Raw genomic sequence first — 25,464 nt, 5'->3', positions numbered from 1 at the left:
AAAGGATCCCTCTCCGGTCACGAGGGAACGGACCCAGATCGCGACTCACGCGGACGGCATAGGAACGAAAGCACCGGACTGGTTGCGAGCTAGGCCTTTCGCATGCTCAGGCCAATCGATGAAGTCGTGGCCCGGGACACCAACGCACATGTGGTAAGCGCACGCCCATGCGGGGACCGCCAATACAAGCCAAGGCGCCCATGGATGCCATTGGGCAAGGGCTGCGATGCCCGAGCCGGCGATGTTCCAGTCCAGCGCCACCAATGCCACGCCAACCCAACTCGCTCCCACCAAGGCGTGCCAGCGCCCTACCTCAGCCGCGCGCTCCGCGAGCTGCTTCTCCACTGTCTTTGGGCGAACCGACTCGTCCATATGAGCCAAGGCCTTCTCGGCTTCCCATTGATGGACATAGCGCTGGGGGTCGGGGTTCTCCTGCACAACTGAGACGTCAAGCCAGCTCTGAATCTTGCGCACAATCGGTCCCAGCACGACCATTACCAACGTTGCGATAGCGGCGGCACCCAGGGTCATGATCACGCTGTAAGCAAGCACCAACAGCAGCCACACACCCGGGCGCGAGGTGACATCGTTCCATTTAAAGGTCCACAGGTTGGATCCCGAGACCGCCACCAAGAACACGTCCAAGAGCGCCGCAAACGCCAACAACGCAAGGCATACGCGAAAATCGCGAACCTTTTCCAGCAGATTCAAGTTTTCAGCACTGAAGGCCATGACGTCACTTCCGAACGGGGCGGCTACGATGCCCCAGCCATGTCTCAACAGCTGCGACACCTAGTGCGTAGGCAAGCACCATTCCCACTCCGGGATGCCATCGACCGTGCGTCCGGTAGCAGCTGCCCCCACCCGTAGGAACAGCTGTCCATATGCTGACGAGAACTTGCGAACACGAAAAACGATCCGGGTAACCCCGAGTTCGCGCTGAACTGACTCAGCGAAGCCCCTTAGCAGCGGCTCGCCAAATCCCTTCCCCTCCAGATCCTTCGCCACAGCAAAGTGCCCGACCATGACGGTGCTACCTCTCTGCTGCCATTCGTGGACGTAGCCGGCGTGCCGCCCCGCGAAGTATACGTAGAGGTTAGGGGACGCCTCATTGGCGCTTTCAAAGTGCATGAGACCACTCTGGCTCCTGTAGGTTCGTGCGTAGCGCAAGAACCGCGTTCGCAGCTCCGTCCTCATTCTCTCGGTGCCCCACACGCCTCGCTGACGCCACTCCCACATGCTCATTGATCTCCGTGCAAACGATCAGCGATCCAATCCATCCACCCGGATCGTGACCTATCGCGTTAGCGTTCCAAGCCCCATGTCCTGGGATGAGTTTAAGGGCGTCGGACTCAAGGCGGAGCTGATCGAGGGATGGGGGATTGACGCCCATACACCCACATGACCGGGCCGACAGTGAGATTGCGCCGAAGGCTGAATTCGCACCCGGTTTCAGTCCGTTTTTCTGCGTCCTGCACTAGGAAAGGACACGAGGCCGCATCAAGCGGCCCCGGATCCACGAGCGTTGTCAGAGTTTTCCGGCTCCCGCCTTAGCAAGAACATCAGCCTGGACTTGACTCGCATTGAGCGGGATGTAGGAATACGGCGGCTTCCAGCCGATGTTGCGATTCCAGCTGCAGACCAGAGAGGCACCGTTCAGCACTGAACCGTCATCTCGGTAAACGCTGCCGCCGTAATCTGCGGCGATCTTATCGCAGCTGCTAACGCCGCTGATCTGGAAGACATTTGCCTCTGAGAAGATCTTTGAGTCTTTGCCAACCCCGTGTGCGTGGGAGAATGGATACACCGGGTGAGTGGTGCTCCCGGTGTGGTAGTTGTTGTAAAGATGGACTTGGCCGAAACGCACGCGTGGGGCTCTGGCGCTGATGTTCTCAAAGAGCGTGTTGTGGATGGTAACTTTCAACTTGCCGCTGTCTTTGCTACCAGCACCGTCGCTGGAGCCAATGAGATTGTTCTTCTCATGTGAGCGGAATACGGAGTAAGAAACAGTGACAAAGTTGGCACCGTTCTTAACATCCATGGCGCCGTCATGGTGTTGCTTTGGCCTACCGTTGGCAGAGCCGTTCTGATCATCCGTGCGGCGACCGTCAGTGAAAGTCACATGATCGATCCACACATTGCTGGCGCCATCAACGGTCAGTCCGTCCAGCTCCGAATTCCAGTTGCCATCTTTGCCATCGTTGCGGTCCCAGATTGGCTGTGGGTCCCATGGATTCTCGATCGTGACGTTGCGAATGATCACATCATTCTGCTTCACAACCAGGTATCCCTCTCGGATCTGCGCTGTGCTCCCCACGCCGATTAGCGTGGTTTTTTCCGGAATCTCAACCCTGCCCCGGACCTTCATGTCAGCTGTCGTGGTGTAGGCTTTGCCCTCACTCATATCGATCACGCCGGTCACCCGGATGATGCGACCACCGTTGCCGACCGAAGCCTTCAACGCGTTCTTGAGGGTGGCAGCAGAGTTGACGTTGAAAACAGCGGTAGCGGCAGCATTCGAGCCACCGCGCGTTCCGCCGTTTTGGGTTGCCCAGCCGGTCGTTGCGATTTCCCTGCTGCGGTCAGCCTGAGCGTACGCTTGAGTTGCGGTGGCCCCAATGGCCGACATGGTCAGAACGAGTGCAATCTTTGCCAAACGATGTGCGTTTTCCATAGATCAGTCCTTTGTTCCTTTGTGTTCACGGAAACTGCCCAGCCTCATAGGTGAGGCAGTTCAGCTTTCACGGGCCGCCACGACCCCACGGCAGATCTAAACGACTTAGCAATCGAACGCAGCGCATTGGTCCTCTACACATGCCGTTGCACAGGTGCGGGGCGGGAACGCAATCGAGCCCCGCTGTCCCTCCAGTCAACTTAGGACAACTGCAAGATCGCACGGCGTTCGATATGCGGCTGAGACGAGTCGGCCCCATTGGTCGCAGCAGAAGCTCTCATTGCTACGCCCGGGTCCGATCTTACGGAGCTGCGGATGCTTCAACGGTGGCAGCTCAAAGGTCAATCGCACATGTTGCCTTCGCTGCGCAGTCGGCGTCGGCAGAGCATAAACAAACGGCAAATACATGTTCTTATGTCTCATCGGTGGATCACTGCCCGTGGCTGGCAAGGTGCATCTCTCCAGTGCCAGACCCGCAGTTCCGGACCGCCGATTGCGCTCACTTAGTGACGCTCCTCTCGTTCACCTGGAAAGTCCTGCGGGATTGCGGGCGGAACGTCTCCCACTTAGCCAGCTGGGACTCGAAGGGGCCGGAAGACCTGGATTCTGGTAGGCGCATGTGCAAGTGGGGAAACTTGCAAGAGCCGCCCTTCAGGAGCAAAGTTTCCCCATCCAAGGGGGGATGAGCAATGGAACGCTCGCAATTCATTATCGATCGCGCACTGTATTCAGACGACGTCGTGGCTCGGGCCGTGCATCGCCATACCGGCGAGCTTGGTGTGGAGGTGCGCAGCCAAGGCGCCAGCCTCACCGTTGGCTTTTGGTCTCTGGACGGCTCCGACCTGCCAGAGAACCTCTGGACCCGGTTTTCCCGAGACTTGCTGGACGAACGCCTGCGGGCGGCTGTCCGAGCAGAGACGAGCGGGCTGCAGCAGGAGCTGCTTCGCGCAGCGCTGAACCAGGCACAGCCGGTGATGCCCCATGTCGAGGTTTAGGCCCGCTGAGGCTTTCGCCGCTCCACCGGACTACCAACTGTTGCCTCTGCGGTTCCGGCGCTTGCCGTGGGATCACGATCGGGCTTTCGTCTCGTCGATGGCCGGCGACTGGCTCATGATGAAGATGGAGGACGTTCAGCGCCTGGTGACCCACCGGTTGCCTACCGACTCCGCCCTGTTTGAGGATTTGGAAGCCCGGCACCTGGCCCTTGCCGGGGCCGACCGAAGCAGCTTGGCGCCCCTGCTTAGTCAAATCCGCAGCCGAAAGTCCTACCTGATGGGAGGACCTGCTCTCCACATCTTCGTGGTGTCGCTGCGTTGCCACCACACCTGCAACTATTGCCAAGTGTCACGGCAGGAAACGAGCGCCACGGCGTTCGACATGGAAAGCGCGCACGCCGAACAGGCGGTGGAACGGCTGTTCGAATGGCCGAGCCAAGAACTGACGATCGAATTCCAAGGGGGTGAACCCCTGCTCAATTTTGAGCAAGTGAAGGCCATCACCCGGCGGATCGTCGAGCGCAATCGGAGCGCCCGACGCACCCTGCGATTCGTGCTGGCATCCACCCTGCATGACCTCACCGACGACCAACTGGCGTTTCTGACCGAACATCGCTTCAAGTTGTCCACGTCACTGGACGGTCCCGAATGGCTTCACAACGCCAATCGCCCCAGACCCGGTCGCGACAGCTACCGGCGGACTGTGGAGGGGATTGAACGCGGGCGCCGTTGGCTCGGAGACGATGGCGTCTCGGCGCTGACGACGCTGACCCGCCAGAGCCTCGAGGTTCCTGAGGCCATCATCGACGAATACCGGAAGCTGGGTTTCCACAGCATCTCCTTGCGTCCTTTGAGCCCCTATGGGTTCGCCAACAAGACGGCCCGGCGCACCGGCTACCCCACGGAAGACTTCCTTGCCTTCTACCGGCGCGCCTTCGATCACTTGCTGTCGGTGAACCTGGCCGGTTACGCCATGGAAGAGTCCTACGCGTCTCTCCTCCTCTCCCAGCTCTTCACGTCCTTCGGGCACGGCTACGTCGATCTCCGATCGCCTTCTGGAGCCGGGTTGGGCGCCGTCATTTATGACCATGATGGGCGGGTCTATCCGTCGGACGAGGCACGCATGCTGGCCGCCATGGGGGACGATGCCTTTGCCTTGGGCCACGTGGCCCAACCGGTCAGCCAATGGCTGTCCTCGCCCCCCATGGCCCGCTTGCTGGACGCCGGGATCGCCGAGGCCCTACCCACGTGCTCCGACTGCGCGTTTGTGCCGATGTGCGGCGCCGATCCGATTGAGCACTACGCCCGCCAAGGAGATCCTATCGGCCATCGGCCTAGCAGCGACTTCTGCCGGCGGAACATGGGGCTCTTCGATTTTCTTCTGGAACGATACGAGAAGGCTGACCGGAGCATCCAAGGGTTGATGCGCTCCTGGGGCAATCCGAAGCCGTCGGTGGAGGACGCCGTCCATGCTGCCGCTTGAAACCAGAGCCGAGCTGGCACCGTCGGCGAAGGCCAGCCTGCTCAAGGTCGTGTCGCTGGCAGAGTTTGCCCAATCAGCACTACCTTTGGAGCGCTTGGCCCTGGACCTGCGGGACGTCCCGGAGGACCACTTCAGCAATGACCTGCTAAGCCTGCCGTGGGGTGCAGTCTTGCCTTCAGGCGGGTTGCGCTCTGCCGGTGAGACTCCCCTCGTTCGCCTGGAAGGTCCGCCAGGTGTTTGCAAACCAGGGGACGTGGTGGAGCTCAATCCCCTGCAGAAGAAAGTGGCGATCCGATATCGGCGCGGCGACACCGGCAATGTGTTGTTCGCCACCGAGCGCTGCAACAGTTACTGCCTGATGTGCTCTCAGCCGCCGCGAGACGTTCAAGACGATTGGCGGGTGAGGCACCTCCTGGACCTGATCGACCTCATCGATCCAGAGGAACCTTCGCTGGCGATCAGCGGCGGGGAACCGACCTTGCTGGGTGACGGGTTGGTCGACGTGGTAGCCAAATGCGCGCACGTGCTGCCCAACACCCAGCTGCACATCCTGTCCAACGGCCGACTGCGTGAGCCCAGCCTGCACGCGAAATTTGCGGGCCTCCATCCCAACCTGAGCTGGGGCATTCCGCTCTACGGGGACCGCTATGCTCTGCACGACTACGTGGTGCAAAGCGAGGGGGCGTTCGCTCAGACCCTTCGTGGGCTTTACGCATTGGAAGCCGCCCAGCAGCGGGTGGAGATCCGAGTCGTGTTGGTCAAACCCACGGTGGAGCGGCTGATCCAGCTGGCGCGCTACATCTGGCGCAACCTGCCCTTCGTCGAACACGTCGCACTGATGGGCATCGAGCCCATTGGCTTTGCCAAAGCGCATCAGCGTGAGCTTTGGGCCGATCCAGCGGACTACGGTGACGTCCTGTCCGAAGCGGTGGGGCTGCTGGCCGAGGGCGGAATCCCGGTCTCGCTCTACAACCTGCCCTTGTGCGCGTTGGACCGATCGCTTTGGCCCTACGCCGTGCAGAGCATTTCGCCTTGGAAGAACGATTACCTACCCGCCTGCGAAACCTGCTCGGTTCGACAGCGGTGCGGCGGCTTCTTCTCGTGGGTCACACCGGCTTGGACCAGCCGGTCCATCTCTCCTGTCCTGGAAACCTGATCATGTCCAACGCACTGATGATCGTCGGCGCCGCCACCTTGGGCACCTTGGGCACGGAGCCGCCCAAGGGCCAGTCCGACCTTTCCAGACTCTCCGAGTTGGACGGGAAATACGCGACCGTCCTGAGCACCTCGTTGAATGCAGGCCGGCACAACCTGTATGCAGGGCACCGCAGCCACAGCTCCCATCGATCACACAGTTCCCATCGATCCCATTCGTCCGGGTCGGGAAGCTCGTATCGCTCCTACACCCCGCCACCGGCGACCTATACCCCACCGCCCACCCGCTACACCACGCCAGCGGCACCGGTGGCCCCAGCAGCTCCACGAACCACAGGCACAGGCGGCAGTGTCGGCAGCCATTTGAATAGCTACCCAACCCAGAATCTGGATCCAGCCACCCGAGCAAACTCAAGATCCACGAACAACTTGACCTTGGAGCCCGGCACCTACGACAAGCCGGTCACGGAGGGACGGGACGCCGATGCGCTGAAGCTACTCATCATGCGCGTCCAGGCAGCGCTCTATTCCAAGGGCTACGATCCAGGGGCCATCGACGGGGTCCTCACTCCTGAGACCCAATCGGCGCTGCGGATGTTCCAATTGGCCCACGGCATCCGGGCCACCGGAACGATGACGACTCCCACCCTGGACGCGCTTGGCGTGCGGATCTAGCCCTCAACACCCTCGATCCCGCGGCTCCGGGAGGCCAAAAAGCGACCGGCCTCCAGAAGAGTGAGACACCCGTGGCATTTAAGGACCGAATCGCAAACGGCTCGACACATCTGCAGATCCGCTCCTATGTAGACCTTGCGCAGCTTTGCGCACATGGTTAGATGCTTCCATCTTTAAGGGGAGCAGCGACGATGGACCACAATTGCAACAACAAGCAGCACAGAGGCTCGGAGCACGACTGGCAACAGGCCATCGATGCCCTTCCGATTTTGATCGTCGAACGGAACGAAGCTTCCGTCATGAGCACCGATGCGTTGATCGCAGCGGCCCAATCAGGCTTGAGGGACGCCTGCGAGAACTATCGGACGGCTTTGATCGAGGATCGAGGGACGTAGGCGGCCATTGTCGCCGGCGTCTTTCGCGAACCGCTGAAAGGGGGCATTTGCCCCCTTTGATGTCTGTCAGAAGCCCCCGGCCCGCCCTACAGGCTGGTGGCGCGCCACACGCGCCCGATCAACCCACCCACCAGTGGCGCAATCGGGAAGACGGTGTAGAGGGCGGCCAACGCCAGCGGCGGGACGGAAACAAAGAAATTGCGCTCCGATTCAATCAGACCGGGGCAGAAGATTCCCACCCCGATGCTTCCGATCTGCACGGCCACCACGACCAGCGTGCCCATCAATGCTCCCTTCCAAAAGCCCCCGCGCCTCGGTTCCAGAAAGGGATTGGCCGCCTTGGCTGCCCGAACGCGCGCCGCTCGCCAGTTCAGCACGTAAAGCAGCAGGAGGAGCGCCAGCACGCCAACGCCAGCCGAGAACGCCGCCACAGCCTGCCAGGCAAGCCCCAGCTCTCCAGAAATTTCTGCACCGCCTGCGAAGGCGAGCAGGCCCGCACCGCCTAGGAGGATGGTAGCGGGTGCAAGCATGCCCCACTGCATATGGGACGCCGTCGAGCGAGAGCGGACATGGGCATTCATGGAACCTCCAAATGAGCGAAAACGAGGGCGGCTTACAAGGACCGATCAGGGCTTCTTCTGTGCGTCGATGAGCACCCACTGCCCTGCCCGCTTTTCGAACACCAGATCTGCACGGGCCGGCACGGGCGCAGGAGCCTCTTTCAGCTGACGCCCACCCTGGAAACCAATCACATCGAGGGTGCCGCCCGTGACGCACGTCGTTCGCTCGGGCCCGCTCTGATTGCAATCGACGTTCAGGTCATCCCAGCCACGCACTTCCACCCGCTGCCCCAGCTCGGCCACCAGGTTCGCGTTCAAATACTGCTCGTACCCCTTTGCAACCTGCTCCACCGACGGTCCCTGTTCCGCCTTACCGCAAGCGATCAAGGCAACGGCTGCTACCGCGGCGACCACCGTTCCACGCGTCATGCACCTTCTCCTTGGTTCTTGGTGACGTCCACTTCGACCGTTTCGTTCCGATAGCCCAGGCTCACCTTCTCGACGGTCACGTCCATCTTGGGCTCCGTGCCGTCGATCCAAACCCGATTGACCGAGAAGACCACGCGGTCGTCTTGAAACGAGCGGCCTTGCCGCGCGAGGTTGGCCGCTGCAGCGGGGTCCATCCGGATCAGCAACCGGTAGCGCCCCGCGTTCGGAGGGCTGGACACGCCAGTGGGCGTCTTGCGGATCCAGGGGACAAAGCTCTTCCCCGTGACACTCAAGCCAGCAAGCGAGATTTGCGGCATGGGCACGAACACTTCCATGACGCCACGATCCGCGTTGTAGCTAACTCCGCCCAGCGCTTTGAAGTTCGGGCGAACGGCATACCGCCGAATCCCTTTGAACCGCTCGAGCCTTGCGTCGAAGGCCGGCCCGAAGCGCTGCTCGATCACCGCCGCAGAGGGCTCCGCCTCTTTGCTACCCGTCGTCCTCTTTGCGGCCACCCAAGCCTGCCGCAAGCACCACTGCCGTTTGTCAGGCCTCAATTGGTAGGCGGAATGGGCCATCGCCAGCAGGCCCATGTCGCACATGTCGGTCCCTTGTACTCCCGTGGAGGACAGCCCTTCGCGCAGGTGCTGAGCACCCTCAAGGATGTCCTCGTCCAGGTCCCAGTACATCCCTGCAGGTTCGGCGTATAGGGGGTGGGACACCTTGGCCTGCGAGCCGGACTTCCCAGAAATGGCCCCACCGATCTGCCGAAGCAGGCCTGAAGCGGTCTTGGATTGGGCGCTGGCACCCGTCGATACGGCCAGCGCGAGCGCGCCGGCGAGAACTGCCCCGTTCTTCATACAGCCCCTCGTTCCTTTGGATGGACTTGCCACGAACTTACGTGACACGTAGAGTCTACCCCTGACGTAGGGCTTGGGTCATCATCGGTGCATGCCTGCACTGCATCCGTTCAGCCTGTGACTACGCCGACAACTCCGCGAGCGATCGTGGCCGCGCGCTTGCGTCAAGCCCGCGAATGGCGGGGCCTGAGCCAACGGGAAGTGGGGATGCGAATGGGGCTGGACAAAGACACGGCGTCGGCACGAATCTCCCGCTACGAGTCGGGGGCGATGTCTATCAGCCTCGAAGCACTGTTTGAGCTCGCGCAGGCACTGGACGTGCCGCCGGCTTACTTGCTGGCGACGACGCCGGCGATGGCAGACGTCATCTTGGCGCTGGGTGTTCAAAGCGAGGCTCAACAGGCCAAGCTTTCTCAAGCCCTGGAAGGGCTCGCCGCGCTCCCACCGGGTAAGCGGAAGCAAGCCATTGACCGACTCTTGGCGGACTTCGAACCTCCATAGGCTCCTTTCAGCGAGCCGGTCTCAGCGATTGCGACGACAACAGGTGATAATCCGCCCGGTATGGACACGGGGGAATACGGGATGTTGTTTTCAGCGGCGATCAGCGATCGCTTTCAACGGTTCAAACAGTGGTGGCTCATCCAACCGCTGACCGTTAGGGCTTACTTCAGTGGGGCGGCCCTCATGGGCATCGCCCTTCTTCTGTTCCGCTTTGCTCCGAAGGCTTTGGCCACCGACGTCATCACTTACGCAGCCAGCTTCTTCTTTGCAGTTGGGTTCCTACGCGAAGCATTTCTCTGGCTCTATCCGAAGCTCCAGCTGCCACTGGTCAAGTTGGCTGTCACAGCGATGAGCGTTATGGCGCTTGCTGCCGCAACAGGGATCAGCCGCCTGGCAGTCAACGATGGCACCGGACAGGATCCCTCTCATTTTCCAACCGCAGTAGCGCTGCTTGTGCCTTTCGCCTTCGTGCCGATCAACGCCTTCGCAATTACGGTTTCAAGCGGTCTTTCAGCCATAGGCATTATCATTTGGGCTGCAGGAACGTCTCCTTGGGGGAAAACGAAGAGGAGCGACTTTGACTACTTGATGCTCTGCTCACGCATTTTTGCCGCAGCAGTGGTGTCCATCGTAGCTGCGTTCGCGATAGGAGACTCACCAGTAGCGCCGTCCTGGATGAGATCCGTAGCTCGCCACACCGCATTTGCGCTCGACCTTTATAGCGATGCTTCGTGCGCCGTACATCCGAGTGATCGGTTTCACCGCATCAACGATGACATCGTGATCTTGGGGAGGATCACGCCCGACGGTCCGCGCTATGTTCGCCGCAGTTGCCCCTTGCAGGCCGAAGCGGAGGCGCCTGAGCTACCTCTCCTTGGCCCTCACCCCAGCCCCTAGACAGAGGAATACGATTCCAGAAAATCGGCGAATTCCTCGTCTTGACAGGCCAGTGCTTCGAACCGAGGCTCGCCCTCCTCAATGCACGCACCGGCCTTGAGAAGCATCAGGGCCACTTCCTGCTTAGTTTTGCTATTTAGATCGCTTGCCCATGCAAGCCACACCAGAGGAGGCTGGTCCATCTCGTCGTACGTGTAGGGGTAGCCGTCCGGCTCTGCCCCGACTTCCAGCATCGCTGCAACCATCTCGATATCGCCATGGGAGCACGCGTGGTGGAACTGCGGAAACGGCAAGGCTCGAGCGCGCACTTGGATTCCCAAGGGCAGCCTGCTGATGAGATTGTCCATCTCCTCCATGACAGCCCGGGTTTCCTCTTCACACTGAATTGGCAGACTCCAACGCGGATCCCTGGCGCTACGATGGCCTTCAGCGCTCACATCATTGTCCGTCTCTTTGCTCATCGACGCTCAACCAAAGACGTTCCCGGTTGGAACGCCGCCATGGTGGCGAAACGGCTCTGAAGGATCCCTTGCGGCTTGCGGGAGTTATCGGGACAGTGGTCCCGACAACGGCCAAGCAAGGCTAGGACAAAGCAAACGGAATTCCCAATACTTGAGCGCGACTCATGCTGGGAAAAGTCTCTTTGGCGTTGCGGCTTGAAAATTTGCTTCACGACCACTAGCCGCTCAACTGATGCCCCTCGGTCGAGCCCTGAGCCACTTATCCCTTCCACCGTTGGACTGGAGCCAAAAATATCTTGTGGGGAGCACCTTCGTTCTTATCCGTGGGCCGGGCGGACATTGCGACTTTGTAAAAGCCGCCCACCTCAAGGCTTCCCCAGCGAAACCCTTTGTGCTAAAAATGTGGTGCCCGTCATATTTCGCTGACGGGGGCAGTACTTATCACGCCTGGAGAGCCGGCGCAACACGCGTCAGCAATCCATCGGATCAGGGCGACCAAGACGGCCGTTGTCAGTTGTGCAGCGATTGTCATCAGAAGTTCCTCCGTAGCAAGGCGATACATCAAGCTTAGATGTAAGCGGCACCGTCAGATTGTTTACTTGGCGGCTTGGGCCTCTTCTAAGAGGTCTGTGTAGTAGTGGCAGGGGGGGCAATGGTTGCCGCGGCCAGCCCCGCCCTGTAGACGCTGAGATTTAATGGGGACCATGAAGATACCAAAGACCGCTTTGCAGGCCGCACAGCGTCAGCGCAGGTATGTACATTTTGATCTCCCGCTGTCGAGATCAGCGGTCAGGGCACTCGTGCTCGATGCGGCTCGCGTGGCAGCACATCCGTTCTATCCGTTCATTCGGCACGACATTGTCCGTCCGAAGATTAAACGTACCGGCAAAGGCCAATTTTTGAGGCGGCTCAAGACTCGTGAAATCCGATACGCAGCGCACGCTGATGCTGCGATATACGCCTACTACAGCCATCTACTCTCGCAAAGGTACGAAACTCGGTTGGCCATGGCAGGCCTAGGCGCATCGGTCATCGCGTTCCGCTCGTTGTCGAAGTCGAACACGGATTTTGCAACAGAAGCATTCACTTGGATCGCATCCAATTCCCCGTGCGTGGCGATGGGCTTTGACGTCAAAGACTTCTTCGGAAGCATCGACCATGCTGAACTCAAGCGTGCTTGGGCGTCACTACTCGACACAGAAACGCTTCCTGCGGATCACTTCTCAGTCTACAGGTCTATCACACGACATTCTTCTGTGGAGTTGATCGCCGCTCGTCGAGCACTCCACATTACTAGGTCCGCGCTAAAAAAGAGGGACCGAATGTGCTCCCCGTCAGATTTCCGCAAGATTGTCCGAGGTGGAGGACTGATTGATGTCAATGGCGTCGGAAGAGGAATTCCGCAAGGTTCGCCGATCAGTGCACTTCTATCAAACCTGTATATGTTTGAATTTGACGTTCGGATCGCAACTGAAGTCGAGAATAGGGGGGGCTACTATCGGCGGTACTGTGACGACATCCTAATAGTCGCAGATGCCAAATGGTCGACGGACCTTGAGGCGTTGGTTGCGGCAGAGCTTCAACGCATCGGACTTGTGATGCAGATTAGTAAGACCCAGATGCGAGAGTTTTCGCCGGCGGCTGATAAGCCCCTTCAGTACCTAGGTCTCACTTATGATGGTGATCGCATCCTACTGCGCCCTTCGGGAATTGCGCGGCACTACTCAAAAATGCGCCGTGGCATCTTGTCCCACAAGCTTTCACCTCGCCTAATCAAGGGACGCTCCTTGCTCCAGGTCAGGAGGAGGCGGCTGCTACGTGCTTACACGGAGCACGCACCTGCAACAGTGCGATCATTCATGAGCTATGTTCGAAGTGCCTCCAAGAAGTCAGGCTCGGCGGTCGTGCTACGCCAACTCAAGGGGCATCGCCGACGTTTCAGGAAGCTTCTCAAAAGCTAGAGCAGCCGTCTCTGTATGGCGTGTTACCTTACGACGGCGGCCTAAGTGAGGCCCGTAAACCGAAAAGCTGCCTCGATAGACATTAGCCGGGAATTCGCTCCTGCTCACCTCGCTATACTTACGGGCCCGCCTTTACATTCTGCCGTTCTGCGGACATCTGAACCGCTGCCAGGCCATTGGACAATGACTGGACAGCCAGTTCATGGAATGGAGTGCGATCTTCCACGCTGAGCCAAGGTCGCCGTAGCGCTTCTTTAGTGGAAAGAGGCATCGCCAGAAGATCGGTGTGGAAGCCCGCTAATCCTCTGATGCATCCGTCCTCCGTGAATGCCCAAGGCAGTTCCCGCTCCAACCCGGCAAGGCCAAGCTTTTTCAAGACGTTCACGACATCCTCCAAACGCTCGGCAAGGACTTCGCTTTGGAAGCGCTCCGCCCCACCGCAGCGTATGACCGACGACCACCTGTAACGCACCCCGTGCTTGTTGCTCCTAGCCGCCCGGTGCTCGGGCACAACGCCCTCGCCACGGAGTCGACGCTTCTTGAGAGCTTCCTTTGAAATCCCAAGGATGTACGCGGCAACCCCCGGGCCGACCCATTCAACCCGCCCGGCCTTCGCTTTCGCCAACTCCAGCTCTTCTGCATGGGTCAGTTCGATTGGCTTGGGCTGGGCTGGACGCCGTCCTGGGCGCAGGCCCATCACCTCCCTTTCCAGTTCAGTTCCAGCGGTCATGACGCCTCCGTGTGCCGGGCGAAAGGCCTAGCCGAATTGCCAGACACCGCCCCCGGCGCCCAACGCGCCTCCAAATCGCTTGCCTGCTGGGCAGCCTTGGCTTCGCGGAGTTCTTGCATAACTATCTGAAGCACGTTGGCGTAGGCGGCGTGGTAGGGCTCACGCGTCTCCCCGTCGACCCAGGGCGCCTGCAGGGCCACCTCGATCGTGGCATCCCATACATCGCCCCGTTCAAGTGCGCCGCTCAGCACATCGTCGCTCACCACCAAGACATGGCCGGCCACCCGGCCATCCACCAGTGCCCACTCATGGGGAACCACGGCAATGTCATCGAGCGTTGCCAGCGTGGCAATGCGGCCCAACTTCTTCTGCAGCCTGCTTGCATCGTCCCGGGCCTGCCGCAGCGCCAACTCGATTTCGAGCTCGCGGACCCGTTGCTGGGCTGCGTCCAGTTCATCGATCAGGCGGCGCTCTTTGACACTGCGCCCCACGCGTGAGGCCTGCCAAGCGACAAGTTCCGTGTAAGGGTAACGAACATGCTCGTTCGCCCCTCCTCCAGCGCGGCCGGCGCCTTTCACAAAGGGCGGCCCTGCAGGAGGCGTTCGACGGCGCCAATCCCCAAGCGTGTCGAAGTGGACTCCGAGGTAACGCGCCGCTGCCTTGGTGCTGATCGTAGGAGGCGGCAAGCCTGCGGCAGCTTTGTTCAGCTCAGCATCCAGTGCCGCAGAGCGCAGCTCCAGGTAGTCCTCTTCTTTACGCTGGCATTCCATTGAGTCGCTCCTTACTGGGCGTCGCGCCGGTTTCTTGCTGAGAAAATCGAGACTGGGGCATCGCCGGACTCGTCCAGGCGGGGCTTGTCCGTGCCCTTCAAGCGGTTCCATACACGGGGACTCGTGGCCACCATGTGCTCTTCAACCCGGCCCATGGCCTCGCGGAGCTTGGACCACTCCTGCTCGGTGTAGCGTTCCGATACAGCGGCCATTCGATCCTCGCCTCGCCCCAACGTTCTGTGGTGGAGCAGTTGGGACACGATTCGGCTTTCGCCGAACAGGAGGGCGGCGTAACGGCCGAGCGTCCGGCGCAGATCGTGGAGGGTCAGACCAATGTCCACCTCTGCCCGCAGATCGAGCAACCCCGCGTCCCGGCGCACGTTTGCCACGATGCTCTTGCTGTCCGAGTAGTGCCCCGTCGTGCTTCGGTCCGATCGGGCCGGGAATACAAACATGGTTTTGGCCAGCGCGCGGCGTGCCCTCTCCACCTCTTTTTCCAGCCGGTCCAGCAGATCCCTGCGTGCACGCCTGGCTCGAGCGGCGCCCAACACTTCTTCCGCGTCCGCCAAGTCTTGCTTGAGCTTGGTTTCGTCCGCGCGCTCGTCGAACCGCCGCTGCAAAATCTTTTCAGCAAAGTAGGCCACCGGCAGGTAGCGCTCCTCGCCATTCTTGGTGTCAAACAGGTAGACCTGGGACCCTGCCCGCCTAGTGTAAGGGTTGACCTCATCCGGTGCTGCCAACCAGACCCAGGACACTTCCGACTGGCGCAGCTCGCCCGGGGAGCACCGGTCAAACCAGCGCAGGGGAGCGGCCTCGCCGCGGCGGGTGCCCCAGAGCAAGGTCAGCAGCAAGTAGTCGGCGCCGGTGGCGTTCAAGCCGCCCTGCTCGTCCCGCCTGGCCAAGATCACCTTTAGGACCGTGGGCAGCGTCTCGTCCCCCAACGGGTTGCGCACCTCGGCACGCTCGTAGTGGCGGCGCAGTGCTTGTGAGTCCCGAAGCATGTCGTCGTCGTGGATGACCTGGAACGGGTTGTAGCGCAGCACCGGTTCCCGCTGCTGCTGAGCCGCCGCTTTGCGTTCCCGCTTCAGCACCAGGTCGACCGCCCTCTTCGCGTCTGTGAACGCGTGCTCTGTCGATGCTAGACCCGCCGCTTTGACTCGCTGGATGTACTTCCCGGTCACACCCAACGCTTCGAGCTGTTGCGTGGAAAGTGCGGCCCAATCCGGCTGATCAGCCAGCGCTTGGCGCATCGGGGTGGGGATCCGGTTGGAGCGCACCATGGACGATCGCCGCAAGCTGTCGAACGCACGGTGGATGTCCTTGTCCAACAGCTGAAGGATCGGCTTGTCCGCCAGCCCGACTTCCGGGCGAGCAAACCGCGCCAAGCTGTCTTGGATGGCCCGGATGCTGGCGGGCTTGGCCTTGTTGTTGCGCACGCGCTTCTGCAGGTCTTCAACGTAAGCCGTGAAGCAGTCCGCCAGCGTGAGCCCCTTCAGCTCCACCAGCTGCTCGGCTCGGGCCTCTTCCTTCGAAGGATGCTCGCCCGTTTCTCGAACCACGGCCAACTTCCGCCGGGCCAGTTCGTAGGCTTGCTCCGGCCCGATGTCGGTGACGCTGCCCAGGGAGAATCGACGAACCCCGGCTGGGCCACGGACCACGACTTCGTAGGTGGTGCGGGTGGTGCCTACATAGAAGCCAAAGCCCGTCGGTGCCCCCTGATTGCCGTCCAGGACGCGGTAGGGCTTCCCGGCGTCTTCGGGCAGTCGAGGGGCGATGACCACCCTGCCCTGCTTGCCTTCGACCGGGCCCTTGGCCACGCTCAGTTCGCAGATTTGGCGGTAGGTCAGCTTAAACTTGGTGCCTCGGCGGCGCGGGGCTTCTGCCTGCGCCGCAACAACCGTATCCATGGTCGATCCGCCGTCTGTCCGTCGCAACATCGATTTGATCCTCTTTGATTGATCAGCGCAACCGCGGCGCAACTAAGAACCCCGTTACTCGCCGTCAGCCGCCGGGATCGACCGCTACAAACCGTAGGAAGTTCTCTTGCAAACCACTGATTCAAAAGCGAAACCGTCTGCGTCGAAGTCCAGCGCAGAGCACACGCCCCTCATGAAGCAGTTCTTCGCAGCCAAGTCCGACTATCCGGACCTGCTGCTGTTCTTCCGCATGGGCGACTTCTACGAGCTGTTCTACGACGACGCCCGCAAGGCCGCACGCCTGCTCGACATCACCCTGACCCAGCGCGGCAGCTCCGGCGGCGCGCCGATCCCGATGGCCGGCGTGCCGGTGCATGCCTACGAGGGCTACCTGGCCCGGCTGGTGGCGCTGGGCGAATCGGTGGCGATCTGCGAACAGATCGGCGACCCGGCGCTGGCCAAGGGCCTGGTCGAACGCAAGGTGGTGCGCATCGTCACCCCCGGCACCGTCACCGACGAGGCATTGCTGGACGAGCGCCGCGACACCCTGCTGATGGCGTTGTCGCGCAGCAAGCAGGGCTACGGCCTGGCCTGGGCCGACCTGGCCGGTGGCCGCTTCCTGGTCAATGAAGTGGAAACCGACGACGCCCTGGAAGCCGAACTGGCGCGCCTGGAACCAGCCGAGCTGCTGGTGCCCGACGAGGAGAACTGGCCGGAGTTCCTGCGCCAGCGCACCGGTGTACGTCGCCGTGCACCGTGGCTGTTCGATGCCGACAGCGGCCGCCGCCAGCTGCTGAACTTCTTCAAGCTGCATGACCTGAGCGGCTTCGGCATCGACGACAAGCCGCGCGCCACGGCGGCAGCCGGCGCCCTGCTCGGCTATGTCGAGGAAACCCAGAAGCAGCGCCTGCCGCACCTGACCTCGATCGCGATGGAAACCGCCGGCGAGGCGATCGCGATGAACGCCGCCACCCGTCGCCACCTGGAACTGGATACGCGCGTCGACGGTGATACCCGCAACACCCTGCTGGGCGTGCTCGACAGCACGGTGACGCCGATGGGCGGCCGCCTGCTGCGGCGCTGGCTGCATCGTCCGCTGCGCCTGCGCGAGGTGCTGGTGCAGCGCCACCATGCGGTGGAAACCCTGATCGATCGCGGCAGCGACGCCGACATCCGCGAGCAGTTCCGCCGCCTGGGCGACCTGGAACGCATCCTCACCCGCGTGGCGCTGCGCTCGGCGCGCCCGCGCGATTTCTCCACCCTGCGCGACGGCCTGGGCCTGCTGCCAGCGGTGCGCGAGGTGCTGGCGCCGCTGGACTCGCCGCGCCTGCAGGCCCTGCACGCTGCATTGGGCGAACACGACGAGTGTGCGCACCTGCTGGCCAGTGCCATCGCCGACATGCCACCGCTGAAGCTCAGCGATGGCGGCGTGCTGGCCGATGGCTTCGATGAAGAGCTCGACGAGCTGCGCCGCCTGTCCACCCATGCCGACCAGTTCCTGGTCGACCTGGAACAGCGCGAGCGCGAGAGCAGCGGCATCGCCACCCTGAAGGTGGGCTACAACCGCGTGCACGGTTACTACATCGAGATCAGCAAGGGCCAGTCCGACCGCGCGCCGGTGCACTACACCCGCCGCCAGACGCTGACCAATGCCGAGCGCTACATCACCGAAGAACTGAAGGCGTTCGAAGACAAGGTGCTGTCCGCGCGCGACCGTTCACTGTCGCGCGAGAAGTACCTGTACGAGCAGCTGCTGGATACGCTCGGCGGGCAGCTGGAGCCGTTGAAGCAGTGCGCCGCCGCGCTGAGCGAACTGGACGTGCTGTCCGCATTCGCAGAGCGTGCGCAGGCGCTGGACTGGTCGCGCCCGGAGCTGCAGGCCGAGCCCTGCCTGAAGATCGAACGTGGCCGCCATCCGGTGGTCGAGGCGGTGCGCGAGCAGCCCTTCGAACCGAACGACCTGGACCTGCATCCGGACCGTCGCATGCTGGTGATCACCGGCCCGAACATGGGCGGTAAATCGACCTACATGCGGCAGAACGCGCTGATCGTGCTGCTGGCCCACATCGGCAGCTTCGTGCCGGCCAGCCGTGCGCTGATCGGGCCGATCGACCGCATCCTGACCCGCATCGGTGCCGGCGACGACCTCGCGCGCGGGCAGTCGACCTTCATGGTCGAGATGGCCGAGACCAGCTACATCCTGCACCACGCCACCGCGCATTCGCTGGTGCTGATGGACGAGATCGGCCGTGGCACCTCCACCTACGACGGCCTGGCACTGGCCGACGCGGTCGCCCGCCACCTCGCCTACCAGAACCGCTGCTACACGCTGTTCGCCACCCACTACTTCGAGCTGACCGCGCTGGCCGACGAACAGCACGAGGGCGGCCGCAGCGGCATCGCCAACGTGCACCTGGACGCGGTCGAGCATGGCGAGGCACTGGTGTTCATGCACGCGGTGAAGGATGGCCCGGCCAACCGCAGCTTCGGCCTGCAGGTGGCCGCGCTGGCCGGCCTGCCTCGTGCGACCGTGGCGCAGGCTCGCCGTCGCCTGGCCGAGCTGGAGCAGCGTGGCGGTGAAAGCCATGCCGCCGAATTGGCACCGCACGCACTGGATGCACCGCAGCAGTTCGGCCTGTTCGCCGCCCCGACCAGCAAGGCACAGGAAGCGCTGGCCGCGATCGATCCGGACGAGCTGACCCCGAAGCAGGCGCTGGAAGCCCTGTATCGGCTGAAGGCGCTGCTGTAACCACAGCGCCGCGGGAGGCCTTGGGCCCGGGGAGTTACCCCGGGCTATCGAAAGACCCTGCGAATCCGATTCTGAACTTCAATTGACAGAATCTATCAATCTGAACGGATCAATCGATTATTCATTTCATCTGGCCCTAGCTACAGTCGAGTGAAGATGTTTTCCCACGTCTTCACCGCCACCAGGAGCCAGCCGATGAGCCAGTCCGACAACAACAACGCCAAGTGCCCGTATCACACCGCCCCGTCGCCGGAGCAGGGCGCCGAGCAGCAGCGCGAGCTGAGCACCACGCCCAGGCAAAAGCATGGCGATGACCCGGTCACGCCGATGACCACGGCCTTCGGCGCACCGGTGGTGGACAACCAGAACAGCAAGACCGCCGGCCCGCGCGGCCCGCTGCTGATGGAAGACGTGTGGCTGCTGGAGAAGCTGGCCAACCTCAACCGCGAGATCATTCCCGAGCGCCGCATGCACGCCAAGGGCTCAGGCGCGTTCGGTACCTTCACCGTCACCCACGACATCAGCAAGTACACCCGCGCCAAGCTGTTCGAGAAGGTCGGCAAGCAGACCGAGATGTTCGCCCGCTTCACCACCGTGGCCGGTGAGCGTGGCGCCGCCGACGCCGAGCGCGACATCCGCGGCTTCGCACTGAAGTTCTACACCGAAGAAGGCAACTGGGACCTGGTCGGCAACAACACCCCTGTGTTCTTCCTGCGCGACCCGCGCAAGTTCGCCGACCTCAACAAGGCGGTCAAGCGCGACCCGCACACCAACCTGCGCAGCGCGCGAAACAACTGGGATTTCTGGACGCTGCTGCCCGAAGCCCTGCTGCAGGTGACCGTGGTGATGAGCGACCGCGGCATCCCGCGCAGCTTCCGCCACATGCACGGTTTCGGCTCTCACACCTACAGCTTCACCAATGCTGACAGCGAACGCTTCTGGGTGAAGTTCCACTTCGTCAGCCAGCAGGGCATCGAATCGCTGACCGACGCGCAGGCGCAGATCCTGGTCGGCCATGACCGCGAAAGCCACGGCCGCGACCTGTTCGCCGCGATCGAGAAGGGCGATTTCCCGAAGTGGAAGCTGTTCATCCAGGTCATGCCGGAGCTGGAGGCGGAAACCTATCGCGTGCATCCCTTCGACCTGACCAAGGTGTGGCCGAAGAGCGACTACCCGCTGATCGAAGTGGGCCAGTTCGAACTGAACCGCAACCCGGTCAACTGGTATCAGGACGTGGAGCAGTCGGCATTCGCACCGAGCAACCTGGTGCCGGGCATCGGCCCGTCGCCGGACAAGATGCTGCAGGCGCGCCTGTTCGCCTATTCCGATGCGCAGCGCTACCGCCTGGGTGTGAACCACCACCAGATTCCGGTGAACGCCGCACGCTGCCCGGTGCACAGCAACCACCGTGACGGTGCGATGCGCGTGGACGGCAACTATGGTGGCCTGCCGCACTACGAGCCGAACAGCTACGGCCAGTGGCAGGAACAGCCGCAGTACCGCGAGCCGCCGATGAAGATCCGCGGCGACGCCGACTTCTGGAATTTCCGTGAAGACGACGCCGACTACTTCAGCCAGCCCGGTGCCCTGTTCCGCAGCTACAACCAGGCCCAGAAGGACCGCCTGTTCGCCAACACCGCCCGCGCCCTGGGCGATGCGCCGGACTTCATCAAGCAGCGCCATATCGACAACTGCAGCAAGGCCGACCCGGCCTACGGCGCCGGTGTGGCCGCGGCCCTGAAGGCGCTGGCCAGCCAGCCGTCGGATCCGTTCAAGCCGGCGCAGCCGGAAACCGACTTCCCGGCCGCCACCCCGGGCGCGGAAGACATCGAGCTCTGACCGTCCCTCCGCCCGTACGCACGCCGCCCCCCTGTGGGGCGGCGTCGCCGTTTTAACGGCCCGCGTCGTATCGTCTGCACGCCCAAACCCAATCAAGGAGCCCCCTGATGAGCCTGACCGATGAACTTCTCTCCAAACTGCAGGGCGCCCCGCTGCAGCAGGTGTCGCAGCAGCTCGGCATCAGCGACACCCAGGCCTCCGGTGCGATCAGTGCCGCACTGCCGGTGCTGATGGGCGCGCTGGGCAACAACGCCTCGCAGCCACAGGGCGCCCAGGCGCTGCTCGGCGCACTGCAGAACAACCACAGTGGGCTGGACCTGGGCAGCGTGCTCGGTTCGGTGCTGGGCGGCGGTGGCGGTGGTGCCGCCAGTGACGGTGCAGGCATCCTCGGCCACATCTTCGGCGGCAGCCAGCAGAAGGTGGAAACCGGCCTGGCCCAGGCCACCCAGCTCGACAGCGGCCGCACCAGCCAGCTGCTGCAGATCCTCGCCCCGATCGTGATGGCCTTCCTCGCCCAGCGCCTCGGCGGTGGCCAGGCCGATGCCGGCTCGCTCAGCCAGGCGCTGGGCCAGGAGAAGCAGCAGGTGCAGCAGCAGGGCGGTCTCGCCGGTGGTCTGCTTGGCAGCCTGCTGGACCAGGACGGCGATGGCCAGCTGGGTGTGGGCGACCTGCTGAAGCTGGGCGGCAACCTGCTCGGTGGCAAGCGCTGACCGAAGATGTCGCCGGGTATGGCTCGGCGCTATCGGGGCGTCGCGTTGATTGGTATCCGCCGAGCGCATGATCGGAATTTCAATGGGTAGCGCCGGGCCATGCCCGGCGTCTTACCGGTTGCCTGCCTTCAGCCGCTCCAGGATCGGTGCGAGCAACGGCGCCTGCATCGAACGCGGCGGTGCCACGGTCTTCCCCTTCTCCTGCGCCTGCCAGTACGACCACGGCAGCGGCCCGTCGCCCAGCTCGTAGTCCATGCCATCCCAGGCATCCTCGCGGAAGGCGTAGAACGCCCAATGCACCTTTTCCTGCTCCAGCACCTGCAGCACATCCTGCAGGTAGCGCTGGCAGTCGGGCCAGCGCCGCATGCAACCGAACTCGCCCACCACAATGCGGTTGGCCCCCACGCCATGCGTCTTCGCCCAGTCCATCGGCTGCTGCAGGTAACTGCGCACACGCGTGGCATCCCAGCGTTCGCTGTGCTCGCCAAACGGCACCACGCCCGGGTAGCGATACGGCGTGGTGCGCTTCTGGTTTGGCGCGCTGGTGGCGGCATACGGCTCATACATGTGCACGCTGTACAGGAGTTTCGCGTCTGCCAGCGGCGCCGGCCAGTAGTTGAAACCGTCGGCAGCGGCGTACCAGCCGGCATCCAGCATCAACGGCATGTCCGCATCGACCGCGCGGATGCTGGCGATCAGTTCCGAATAGAAACGACGCAGATCGCGCGGTCCGTCCTGCACACCGGTGTACCACTGGCGCATGGCCTCTGCTGAAGCATGCTCGGCCAGGCCAGCACCGTATTCGGGAACCGGTTCGTTGATCAGGTTGTAGGCGGCCAGCGCGGGATGGCCCTTCAATGCCTTGGCGAGGTCGTTCCAGAAGCGCCGCGCGGGAACGTGGTTGTCGAAGGATTGCCACAGGCGCGGGTCGACCCTGCCATCATTCTTCTGCTTCCAGCGCAGCAGGGGCAGCGACAGCGGCACCAGCACCACCTTCAGGCCCGCGGCATTGGCGTCATCCAGCGCGCGGCGCAGGGTCGCCACATCCGCCTGCACCAGCCCTTGGTAATCGTCGGCGTCGCCCATCAGGAAATCGCGGCCGCCGGCACTTTTCCACTTGTCCGGGCTCAGCCGTACCCAGGTCGCGCCGGTGTCACGCAACGCCTGGAAATAGGCACGGTCAGGTGGTGCTTCGTTGAAGCTGTTGCCACCGCGCTGCGGCATATCCCAGAAGGTGATGTCGGCGGCGGACGCCGGGACGGCAGTGGCGAGGGTCAGGCACAGCAGGCTGCGGCGCAGGCGCATTGCGATCTTCCATGAGAAGGAAGATCCAACCTGCGGGGCGCAAGCCGAACGGTAGCTGAGCGCGCGCGGCACAGCGCACGCCGCGCGGCCATGAACCGGTAGATACCAACTTTGGTTGGCAGCCAGGCACAACGCCCACCAAGGTGGGCAACTACCGTCAAAGCGCGTCCAGGTCACCCAGCGCGCGGATCAACCGACGTGCGCGCTTGTCAGGCTTGTGCTCCGGCGGCTGGAACCCGTCGCGTGCGGCGATGCGCAGCGCACGCTGCTCGGCACGACGCGCCTTCGAGGCCTCGCTCTCGGCATACAGCTGCTGCGCCGCCGGGGCCGGCCCGCGCTGATCGCTCAGGCCCAGCACCTGGATCTCGAAATGCTCCTCGCCACGATCCACCTGCAGCTGCTCGCCCACGCGCACCGCGCGCGAGGATTTCGGACGCTGGCCGGCGACGCTGACCTTGCCGGTTTCGATGGCCTGCTTGGCCAGGCTGCGGGTCTTGAAGAAACGGGCCGCCCACAGCCAGATGTCCAGGCGGACACTGGGCGACAGCGGGGAAAGTTCATGCATCGATCTGGACTACTCCGGTGGCTTGTTCAGAGGGCGCGGATGGTCGGGGTCGGTCCGGCAACCGGTGCCGCCGATCAGCGTCGGCACACCCGCGGACAGATCCTGGCGCTGGCTGCCGACCAAGCACTCGGGGCGGTCGGTCGGCCGCACCTGGGTATCGCCCAGCCGGTCACCTGTCGAACATGCGGCCAGTGCGGCGCCGATCAAGGCCAGCGCCAGAGCCCGCGTCACCTGCAGTCGTTGATGCATTGCCACATCCCGCAAACCGGCTTGGTGCTAGTGTGCGCCTCCCGGGATTCGATCACCACTCCATGGCCAAAGCGCCGCTTGACCTGACCTCCGGCCCGATCGGCCGCAATCTCCTGTTGTTTTCCCTGCCGATCCTGGCGGGCAACATCGCGCAGTCGCTGAACGGATCGGTGAATGCGGTCTGGGTCGGGCGCTTCCTCGGCGAGGCGGCGCTGACCGCCACCGCGAACGCCAACAACATCATGTTCTTCCTGATCGGCTCGGTGTTCGGCTTCGGCATGGCCTCGACCATCCTGATCGGCCAGGCGATCGGCGCGCGCGACATCGCGCAGGCGCGGCGCGTAGTCGGCACCAGCGCCACCTTCTTCATCGGCCTGTCGGTGATCATCGCCATTGCCGGTTGGTTCATGGCGCACCCCTTGCTGGCGGCAATGGGTACGCCAGCCGCCTCGCTGCCGCTGGCCGAGGCCTACCTGCGGATCATCTTCCTGGCGATGCCAACGCTGTATGCGTTCGCCTTCCTCACCGCCGCGCTGCGTGGTGCCGGCGATTCGCGCACGCCGTTCCGCTTCCTGATGGTCTCGGTGGCGCTGGACATCGTGCTGAACCCGGTGCTGATCTTCGGCATGGGGCCGTTCCCCGCGCTCGGCATTGCCGGTTCGGCCTGGGCCACCCTGGTCGCGCAGACGCTCTCGCTGGCCGGCCTGCTGCTGTACATGCGGCACAAGCGCCACACGCTGTGGCTGGGCCGCGCCGACATGCGCCTGTTCAAGCTCGACCTGACCATCCTCAAGGCACTGGTGCTCAAGGGCGTGCCGATGGGCCTGCAGATGGTGTTGATCTCGCTGTCGGTGATCCTGCTGATGACCATGGTCAATCAATACGGCACCGATACCGGCGCCGGTTATGGCGCCGCGCTGCAGCTGTGGAACTACCTGCAGATGCCGGCGATGGCGATCGGTGCAGCGTGCTCGTCGATGGCCGCACAGAACGTCGGTGCGCAGCGCTGGGACCGTGTACGCGGCACTGCGCGCCAGGGCGTGCTGTTCAACTTCCTGCTGACCGGCGCACTGATCCTGCCACTGGTGGTGTTCGACCGGCAGCTGCTGGCGCTGTTCCTGCCTCCGGCCAGCCAGGCGCTGGACATCGCCCGCCACCTCAATCACGTGGTGATCGGCTCGTTCCTGTTCTTCGGTGTCAGCTTCGTCATCTCCGGCGTGGTGCGCTCCACTGGCGCGGTGATTCCGCCGCTGCTGATCCTGGCCGGTTCGCTGTGGGGCGTGCGTGTGCCGTTCGCCGAACTGCTGCAGCCGTACTGGGGCGCCGACGCGATCTGGTGGAGTTTCCCGGTCAGCTCGTTCGTGTCGATGCTGCTGTCGCTGGCGTATTACCGCTGGGGTGGCTGGCGCAAGGCGAAGATGATCGGCAAGCCCTCCCACGCCGAGGAACTGGCCACGCCGTCGGAGATTCCGGCTTGTCCGCCGTCGCCGGTGGCCGATCCGGACGCCGCGCTGGATGCCACTCCGCCGCGGTGAGGTGGGTGCGAACCGTTGGCCCGCACAGGCATGGCCCCCCAGCCAAGCGT

General features: G+C 63.0%; 23 protein-coding genes. 11 read left to right on the top strand and 12 right to left on the bottom strand.

Going from position 1 to position 25,464, the window contains the following annotated elements; genetic code table 11:
- Nucleotides 1–45 precede the first annotated feature (45 nt).
- Nucleotides 46–732, bottom strand: a complete 687-nt coding sequence (locus QRO91_RS05160; protein ID WP_152985203.1) for a hypothetical protein — start codon at nucleotides 730–732, stop codon at nucleotides 46–48.
- A 796-nt stretch (nucleotides 733–1,528) separates the two neighbouring features.
- The gene (locus QRO91_RS05155) at nucleotides 1,529–2,629 is read right to left on the bottom strand and encodes a polysaccharide lyase family 1 protein (protein WP_050815688.1); all 1,101 of its coding nucleotides are present in this window, start codon (nucleotides 2,627–2,629) and stop codon (nucleotides 1,529–1,531) included.
- Between the two features lie 734 nt (nucleotides 2,630–3,363).
- Between QRO91_RS05155 and QRO91_RS05150 the strand changes: the two genes are divergently transcribed.
- From QRO91_RS05150 to hxsA, 4 genes are read left to right on the top strand one after another with little or no spacing between them, the layout of a single operon-like run.
- Nucleotides 3,364–3,669, top strand: coding sequence for a hypothetical protein (locus tag QRO91_RS05150; protein ID WP_019338245.1), 306 nt, complete (start codon nucleotides 3,364–3,366; stop codon nucleotides 3,667–3,669).
- Nucleotides 3,656–5,152: a His-Xaa-Ser system radical SAM maturase HxsB gene (hxsB, locus tag QRO91_RS05145; RefSeq protein WP_285310305.1), complete on the top strand. Its 1,497-nt coding sequence runs from the start codon at nucleotides 3,656–3,658 to the stop codon at nucleotides 5,150–5,152. Before QRO91_RS05150 ends, hxsB begins: the two co-directional genes overlap by 14 nt.
- Nucleotides 5,139–6,308, top strand: coding sequence for a His-Xaa-Ser system radical SAM maturase HxsC (hxsC, locus tag QRO91_RS05140; RefSeq protein WP_180873840.1), 1,170 nt, complete (start codon nucleotides 5,139–5,141; stop codon nucleotides 6,306–6,308). Before hxsB ends, hxsC begins: the two co-directional genes overlap by 14 nt.
- 2 nt (nucleotides 6,309–6,310) lie before the next feature.
- The gene (gene hxsA / locus QRO91_RS05135; RefSeq protein ID WP_285310304.1) at nucleotides 6,311–6,982 is read left to right on the top strand and encodes a His-Xaa-Ser repeat protein HxsA; all 672 of its coding nucleotides are present in this window, start codon (nucleotides 6,311–6,313) and stop codon (nucleotides 6,980–6,982) included.
- Between the two features lie 481 nt (nucleotides 6,983–7,463).
- Here hxsA and QRO91_RS05130 read toward each other — a convergent pair whose 3' ends face one another.
- From QRO91_RS05130 to QRO91_RS05120, 3 genes are read right to left on the bottom strand one after another with little or no spacing between them, the layout of a single operon-like run.
- On the bottom strand, nucleotides 7,464–7,958 hold the full coding sequence (locus tag QRO91_RS05130) for an ABC transporter permease (RefSeq protein WP_285310303.1): 495 nt from the start codon (nucleotides 7,956–7,958) through the stop codon (nucleotides 7,464–7,466).
- A 45-nt stretch (nucleotides 7,959–8,003) separates the two neighbouring features.
- A complete protein-coding gene (locus QRO91_RS05125) occupies nucleotides 8,004–8,366 on the bottom strand; it encodes a hypothetical protein (protein ID WP_197650239.1) in 363 nt (120 codons plus the stop codon).
- On the bottom strand, nucleotides 8,363–9,226 hold the full coding sequence (locus tag QRO91_RS05120; RefSeq protein ID WP_197650240.1) for a hypothetical protein: 864 nt from the start codon (nucleotides 9,224–9,226) through the stop codon (nucleotides 8,363–8,365). Before QRO91_RS05120 ends, QRO91_RS05125 begins: the two co-directional genes overlap by 4 nt.
- A gap of 87 nt (nucleotides 9,227–9,313) precedes the next feature.
- On the opposite strand from QRO91_RS05120, the gene QRO91_RS05115 reads away from it, so the two are divergent.
- Both QRO91_RS05115 and QRO91_RS05110 read left to right on the top strand, forming a co-directional pair.
- A complete protein-coding gene (locus QRO91_RS05115; protein WP_336621511.1) occupies nucleotides 9,314–9,727 on the top strand; it encodes a helix-turn-helix transcriptional regulator in 414 nt (137 codons plus the stop codon).
- Nucleotides 9,728–9,808: 81 nt separating this feature from the next.
- Nucleotides 9,809–10,624, top strand: coding sequence for a hypothetical protein (locus QRO91_RS05110; RefSeq protein ID WP_197650241.1), 816 nt, complete (start codon nucleotides 9,809–9,811; stop codon nucleotides 10,622–10,624).
- Here QRO91_RS05110 and QRO91_RS05105 read toward each other — a convergent pair.
- A complete protein-coding gene (locus QRO91_RS05105) occupies nucleotides 10,621–11,085 on the bottom strand; it encodes an ankyrin repeat domain-containing protein (RefSeq protein ID WP_197650242.1) in 465 nt (154 codons plus the stop codon). The genes QRO91_RS05110 and QRO91_RS05105 overlap by 4 nt on opposite strands.
- Before the next feature lie 695 nt (nucleotides 11,086–11,780).
- Between QRO91_RS05105 and drt2 the strand changes: the two genes are divergently transcribed.
- Entirely contained in the window at nucleotides 11,781–13,046 is a 1,266-nt protein-coding gene (gene drt2, locus QRO91_RS22575) for an antiviral reverse transcriptase Drt2 (protein ID WP_404830229.1), read from the top strand.
- Nucleotides 13,047–13,164: 118 nt separating this feature from the next.
- Here the strand turns inward: drt2 and QRO91_RS05100 are convergent, their stop codons facing one another.
- From QRO91_RS05100 to QRO91_RS05090, 3 genes are read right to left on the bottom strand one after another with little or no spacing between them, the layout of a single operon-like run.
- The gene (locus QRO91_RS05100) at nucleotides 13,165–13,776 is read right to left on the bottom strand and encodes a hypothetical protein (protein WP_197650244.1); all 612 of its coding nucleotides are present in this window, start codon (nucleotides 13,774–13,776) and stop codon (nucleotides 13,165–13,167) included.
- Complete coding sequence (locus tag QRO91_RS05095; RefSeq protein ID WP_197650245.1) at nucleotides 13,773–14,546, bottom strand: nucleotide-binding protein; 774 nt, start codon at nucleotides 14,544–14,546, stop codon at nucleotides 13,773–13,775. The genes QRO91_RS05100 and QRO91_RS05095 overlap by 4 nt, the downstream gene beginning before the upstream one ends.
- A gap of 11 nt (nucleotides 14,547–14,557) precedes the next feature.
- A complete protein-coding gene (locus QRO91_RS05090; protein WP_285310302.1) occupies nucleotides 14,558–16,453 on the bottom strand; it encodes an integrase in 1,896 nt (631 codons plus the stop codon).
- A gap of 136 nt (nucleotides 16,454–16,589) precedes the next feature.
- Between QRO91_RS05090 and mutS the strand changes: the two genes are divergently transcribed.
- From mutS to QRO91_RS05075, 3 genes are all read left to right on the top strand, one after another.
- Nucleotides 16,590–19,211 carry a DNA mismatch repair protein MutS gene (gene mutS / locus QRO91_RS05085; RefSeq protein ID WP_404830228.1) on the top strand — a complete coding sequence of 874 codons (2,622 nt, stop codon included), beginning with the start codon at nucleotides 16,590–16,592 and terminating at the stop codon, nucleotides 19,209–19,211.
- A 327-nt stretch (nucleotides 19,212–19,538) separates the two neighbouring features.
- Entirely contained in the window at nucleotides 19,539–21,050 is a 1,512-nt protein-coding gene (locus tag QRO91_RS05080) for a catalase (RefSeq protein ID WP_192840431.1), read from the top strand.
- A 107-nt stretch (nucleotides 21,051–21,157) separates the two neighbouring features.
- On the top strand, nucleotides 21,158–21,760 hold the full coding sequence (locus QRO91_RS05075; protein ID WP_049429956.1) for a DUF937 domain-containing protein: 603 nt from the start codon (nucleotides 21,158–21,160) through the stop codon (nucleotides 21,758–21,760).
- A 111-nt stretch (nucleotides 21,761–21,871) separates the two neighbouring features.
- On the opposite strand, the gene QRO91_RS05070 is transcribed toward QRO91_RS05075, so the two are convergent.
- The 3 genes from QRO91_RS05070 to QRO91_RS05060 all read right to left on the bottom strand — a co-directional run bounded on the left by QRO91_RS05070 (nucleotide 21,872) and on the right by QRO91_RS05060 (nucleotide 23,879).
- Nucleotides 21,872–23,065 carry a glycoside hydrolase family 5 protein gene (locus QRO91_RS05070; RefSeq protein ID WP_285310300.1) on the bottom strand — a complete coding sequence of 398 codons (1,194 nt, stop codon included), beginning with the start codon at nucleotides 23,063–23,065 and terminating at the stop codon, nucleotides 21,872–21,874.
- 157 nt (nucleotides 23,066–23,222) lie between these two features.
- On the bottom strand, nucleotides 23,223–23,630 hold the full coding sequence (locus tag QRO91_RS05065; protein ID WP_049446976.1) for an RNA-binding S4 domain-containing protein: 408 nt from the start codon (nucleotides 23,628–23,630) through the stop codon (nucleotides 23,223–23,225).
- A gap of 9 nt (nucleotides 23,631–23,639) precedes the next feature.
- Nucleotides 23,640–23,879: a hypothetical protein gene (locus QRO91_RS05060; protein ID WP_049446978.1), complete on the bottom strand. Its 240-nt coding sequence runs from the start codon at nucleotides 23,877–23,879 to the stop codon at nucleotides 23,640–23,642.
- A 62-nt stretch (nucleotides 23,880–23,941) separates the two neighbouring features.
- Between QRO91_RS05060 and QRO91_RS05055 the strand changes: the two genes are divergently transcribed.
- Nucleotides 23,942–25,414, top strand: coding sequence for an MATE family efflux transporter (locus QRO91_RS05055; protein ID WP_049446980.1), 1,473 nt, complete (start codon nucleotides 23,942–23,944; stop codon nucleotides 25,412–25,414).
- The last annotated feature ends 50 nt before the right edge of the window (nucleotides 25,415–25,464 follow it).

It is taken from the genome of Stenotrophomonas maltophilia group sp. Smal32 (assembly GCF_030237085.1).
Lineage (GTDB): Bacteria > Pseudomonadota > Gammaproteobacteria > Xanthomonadales > Xanthomonadaceae > Stenotrophomonas > Stenotrophomonas maltophilia_Q.
Note: the sequence above shows the minus strand (reverse complement) of the source record. Positions and strands in the feature narration are given on the sequence as shown.

Excerpts from the sequence above, each read along its gene's own strand:
- QRO91_RS05155 (WP_050815688.1), bottom strand. The coding sequence starts at position 2,629 with ATGTCGGCCATTGGGGCCACCGCAACTCAAGCGTACGCTCAGGCTGAC.
- QRO91_RS05100 (WP_197650244.1), bottom strand. The coding sequence starts at position 13,776 with ATGACCGCTGGAACTGAACTGGAAAGGGAGGTGATGGGCCTGCGCCCA.
- QRO91_RS05060 (WP_049446978.1), bottom strand. The coding sequence starts at position 23,879 with ATGCATCAACGACTGCAGGTGACGCGGGCTCTGGCGCTGGCCTTGATC.
- QRO91_RS05075 (WP_049429956.1), top strand. The coding sequence starts at position 21,158 with ATGAGCCTGACCGATGAACTTCTCTCCAAACTGCAGGGCGCCCCGCTG.
- QRO91_RS05150 (WP_019338245.1), top strand. The coding sequence starts at position 3,364 with ATGGAACGCTCGCAATTCATTATCGATCGCGCACTGTATTCAGACGAC.
- QRO91_RS05090 (WP_285310302.1), bottom strand. The coding sequence starts at position 16,453 with ATGGATACGGTTGTTGCGGCGCAGGCAGAAGCCCCGCGCCGCCGAGGC.
- QRO91_RS05065 (WP_049446976.1), bottom strand. The coding sequence starts at position 23,630 with ATGCATGAACTTTCCCCGCTGTCGCCCAGTGTCCGCCTGGACATCTGG.
- hxsB (WP_285310305.1), top strand. The coding sequence starts at position 3,656 with ATGTCGAGGTTTAGGCCCGCTGAGGCTTTCGCCGCTCCACCGGACTAC.
- QRO91_RS05120 (WP_197650240.1), bottom strand. The coding sequence starts at position 9,226 with ATGAAGAACGGGGCAGTTCTCGCCGGCGCGCTCGCGCTGGCCGTATCG.
- hxsA (WP_285310304.1), top strand. The coding sequence starts at position 6,311 with ATGTCCAACGCACTGATGATCGTCGGCGCCGCCACCTTGGGCACCTTG.
- hxsC (WP_180873840.1), top strand. The coding sequence starts at position 5,139 with ATGCTGCCGCTTGAAACCAGAGCCGAGCTGGCACCGTCGGCGAAGGCC.
- QRO91_RS05055 (WP_049446980.1), top strand. The coding sequence starts at position 23,942 with ATGGCCAAAGCGCCGCTTGACCTGACCTCCGGCCCGATCGGCCGCAAT.
- QRO91_RS05105 (WP_197650242.1), bottom strand. The coding sequence starts at position 11,085 with ATGAGCAAAGAGACGGACAATGATGTGAGCGCTGAAGGCCATCGTAGC.
- QRO91_RS05160 (WP_152985203.1), bottom strand. The coding sequence starts at position 732 with ATGGCCTTCAGTGCTGAAAACTTGAATCTGCTGGAAAAGGTTCGCGAT.
- drt2 (WP_404830229.1), top strand. The coding sequence starts at position 11,781 with ATGGGGACCATGAAGATACCAAAGACCGCTTTGCAGGCCGCACAGCGT.
- QRO91_RS05130 (WP_285310303.1), bottom strand. The coding sequence starts at position 7,958 with ATGAATGCCCATGTCCGCTCTCGCTCGACGGCGTCCCATATGCAGTGG.
- QRO91_RS05080 (WP_192840431.1), top strand. The coding sequence starts at position 19,539 with ATGACCACGGCCTTCGGCGCACCGGTGGTGGACAACCAGAACAGCAAG.
- QRO91_RS05125 (WP_197650239.1), bottom strand. The coding sequence starts at position 8,366 with ATGACGCGTGGAACGGTGGTCGCCGCGGTAGCAGCCGTTGCCTTGATC.
- QRO91_RS05110 (WP_197650241.1), top strand. The coding sequence starts at position 9,809 with ATGTTGTTTTCAGCGGCGATCAGCGATCGCTTTCAACGGTTCAAACAG.
- QRO91_RS05070 (WP_285310300.1), bottom strand. The coding sequence starts at position 23,065 with ATGCGCCTGCGCCGCAGCCTGCTGTGCCTGACCCTCGCCACTGCCGTC.
- QRO91_RS05095 (WP_197650245.1), bottom strand. The coding sequence starts at position 14,546 with ATGGAATGCCAGCGTAAAGAAGAGGACTACCTGGAGCTGCGCTCTGCG.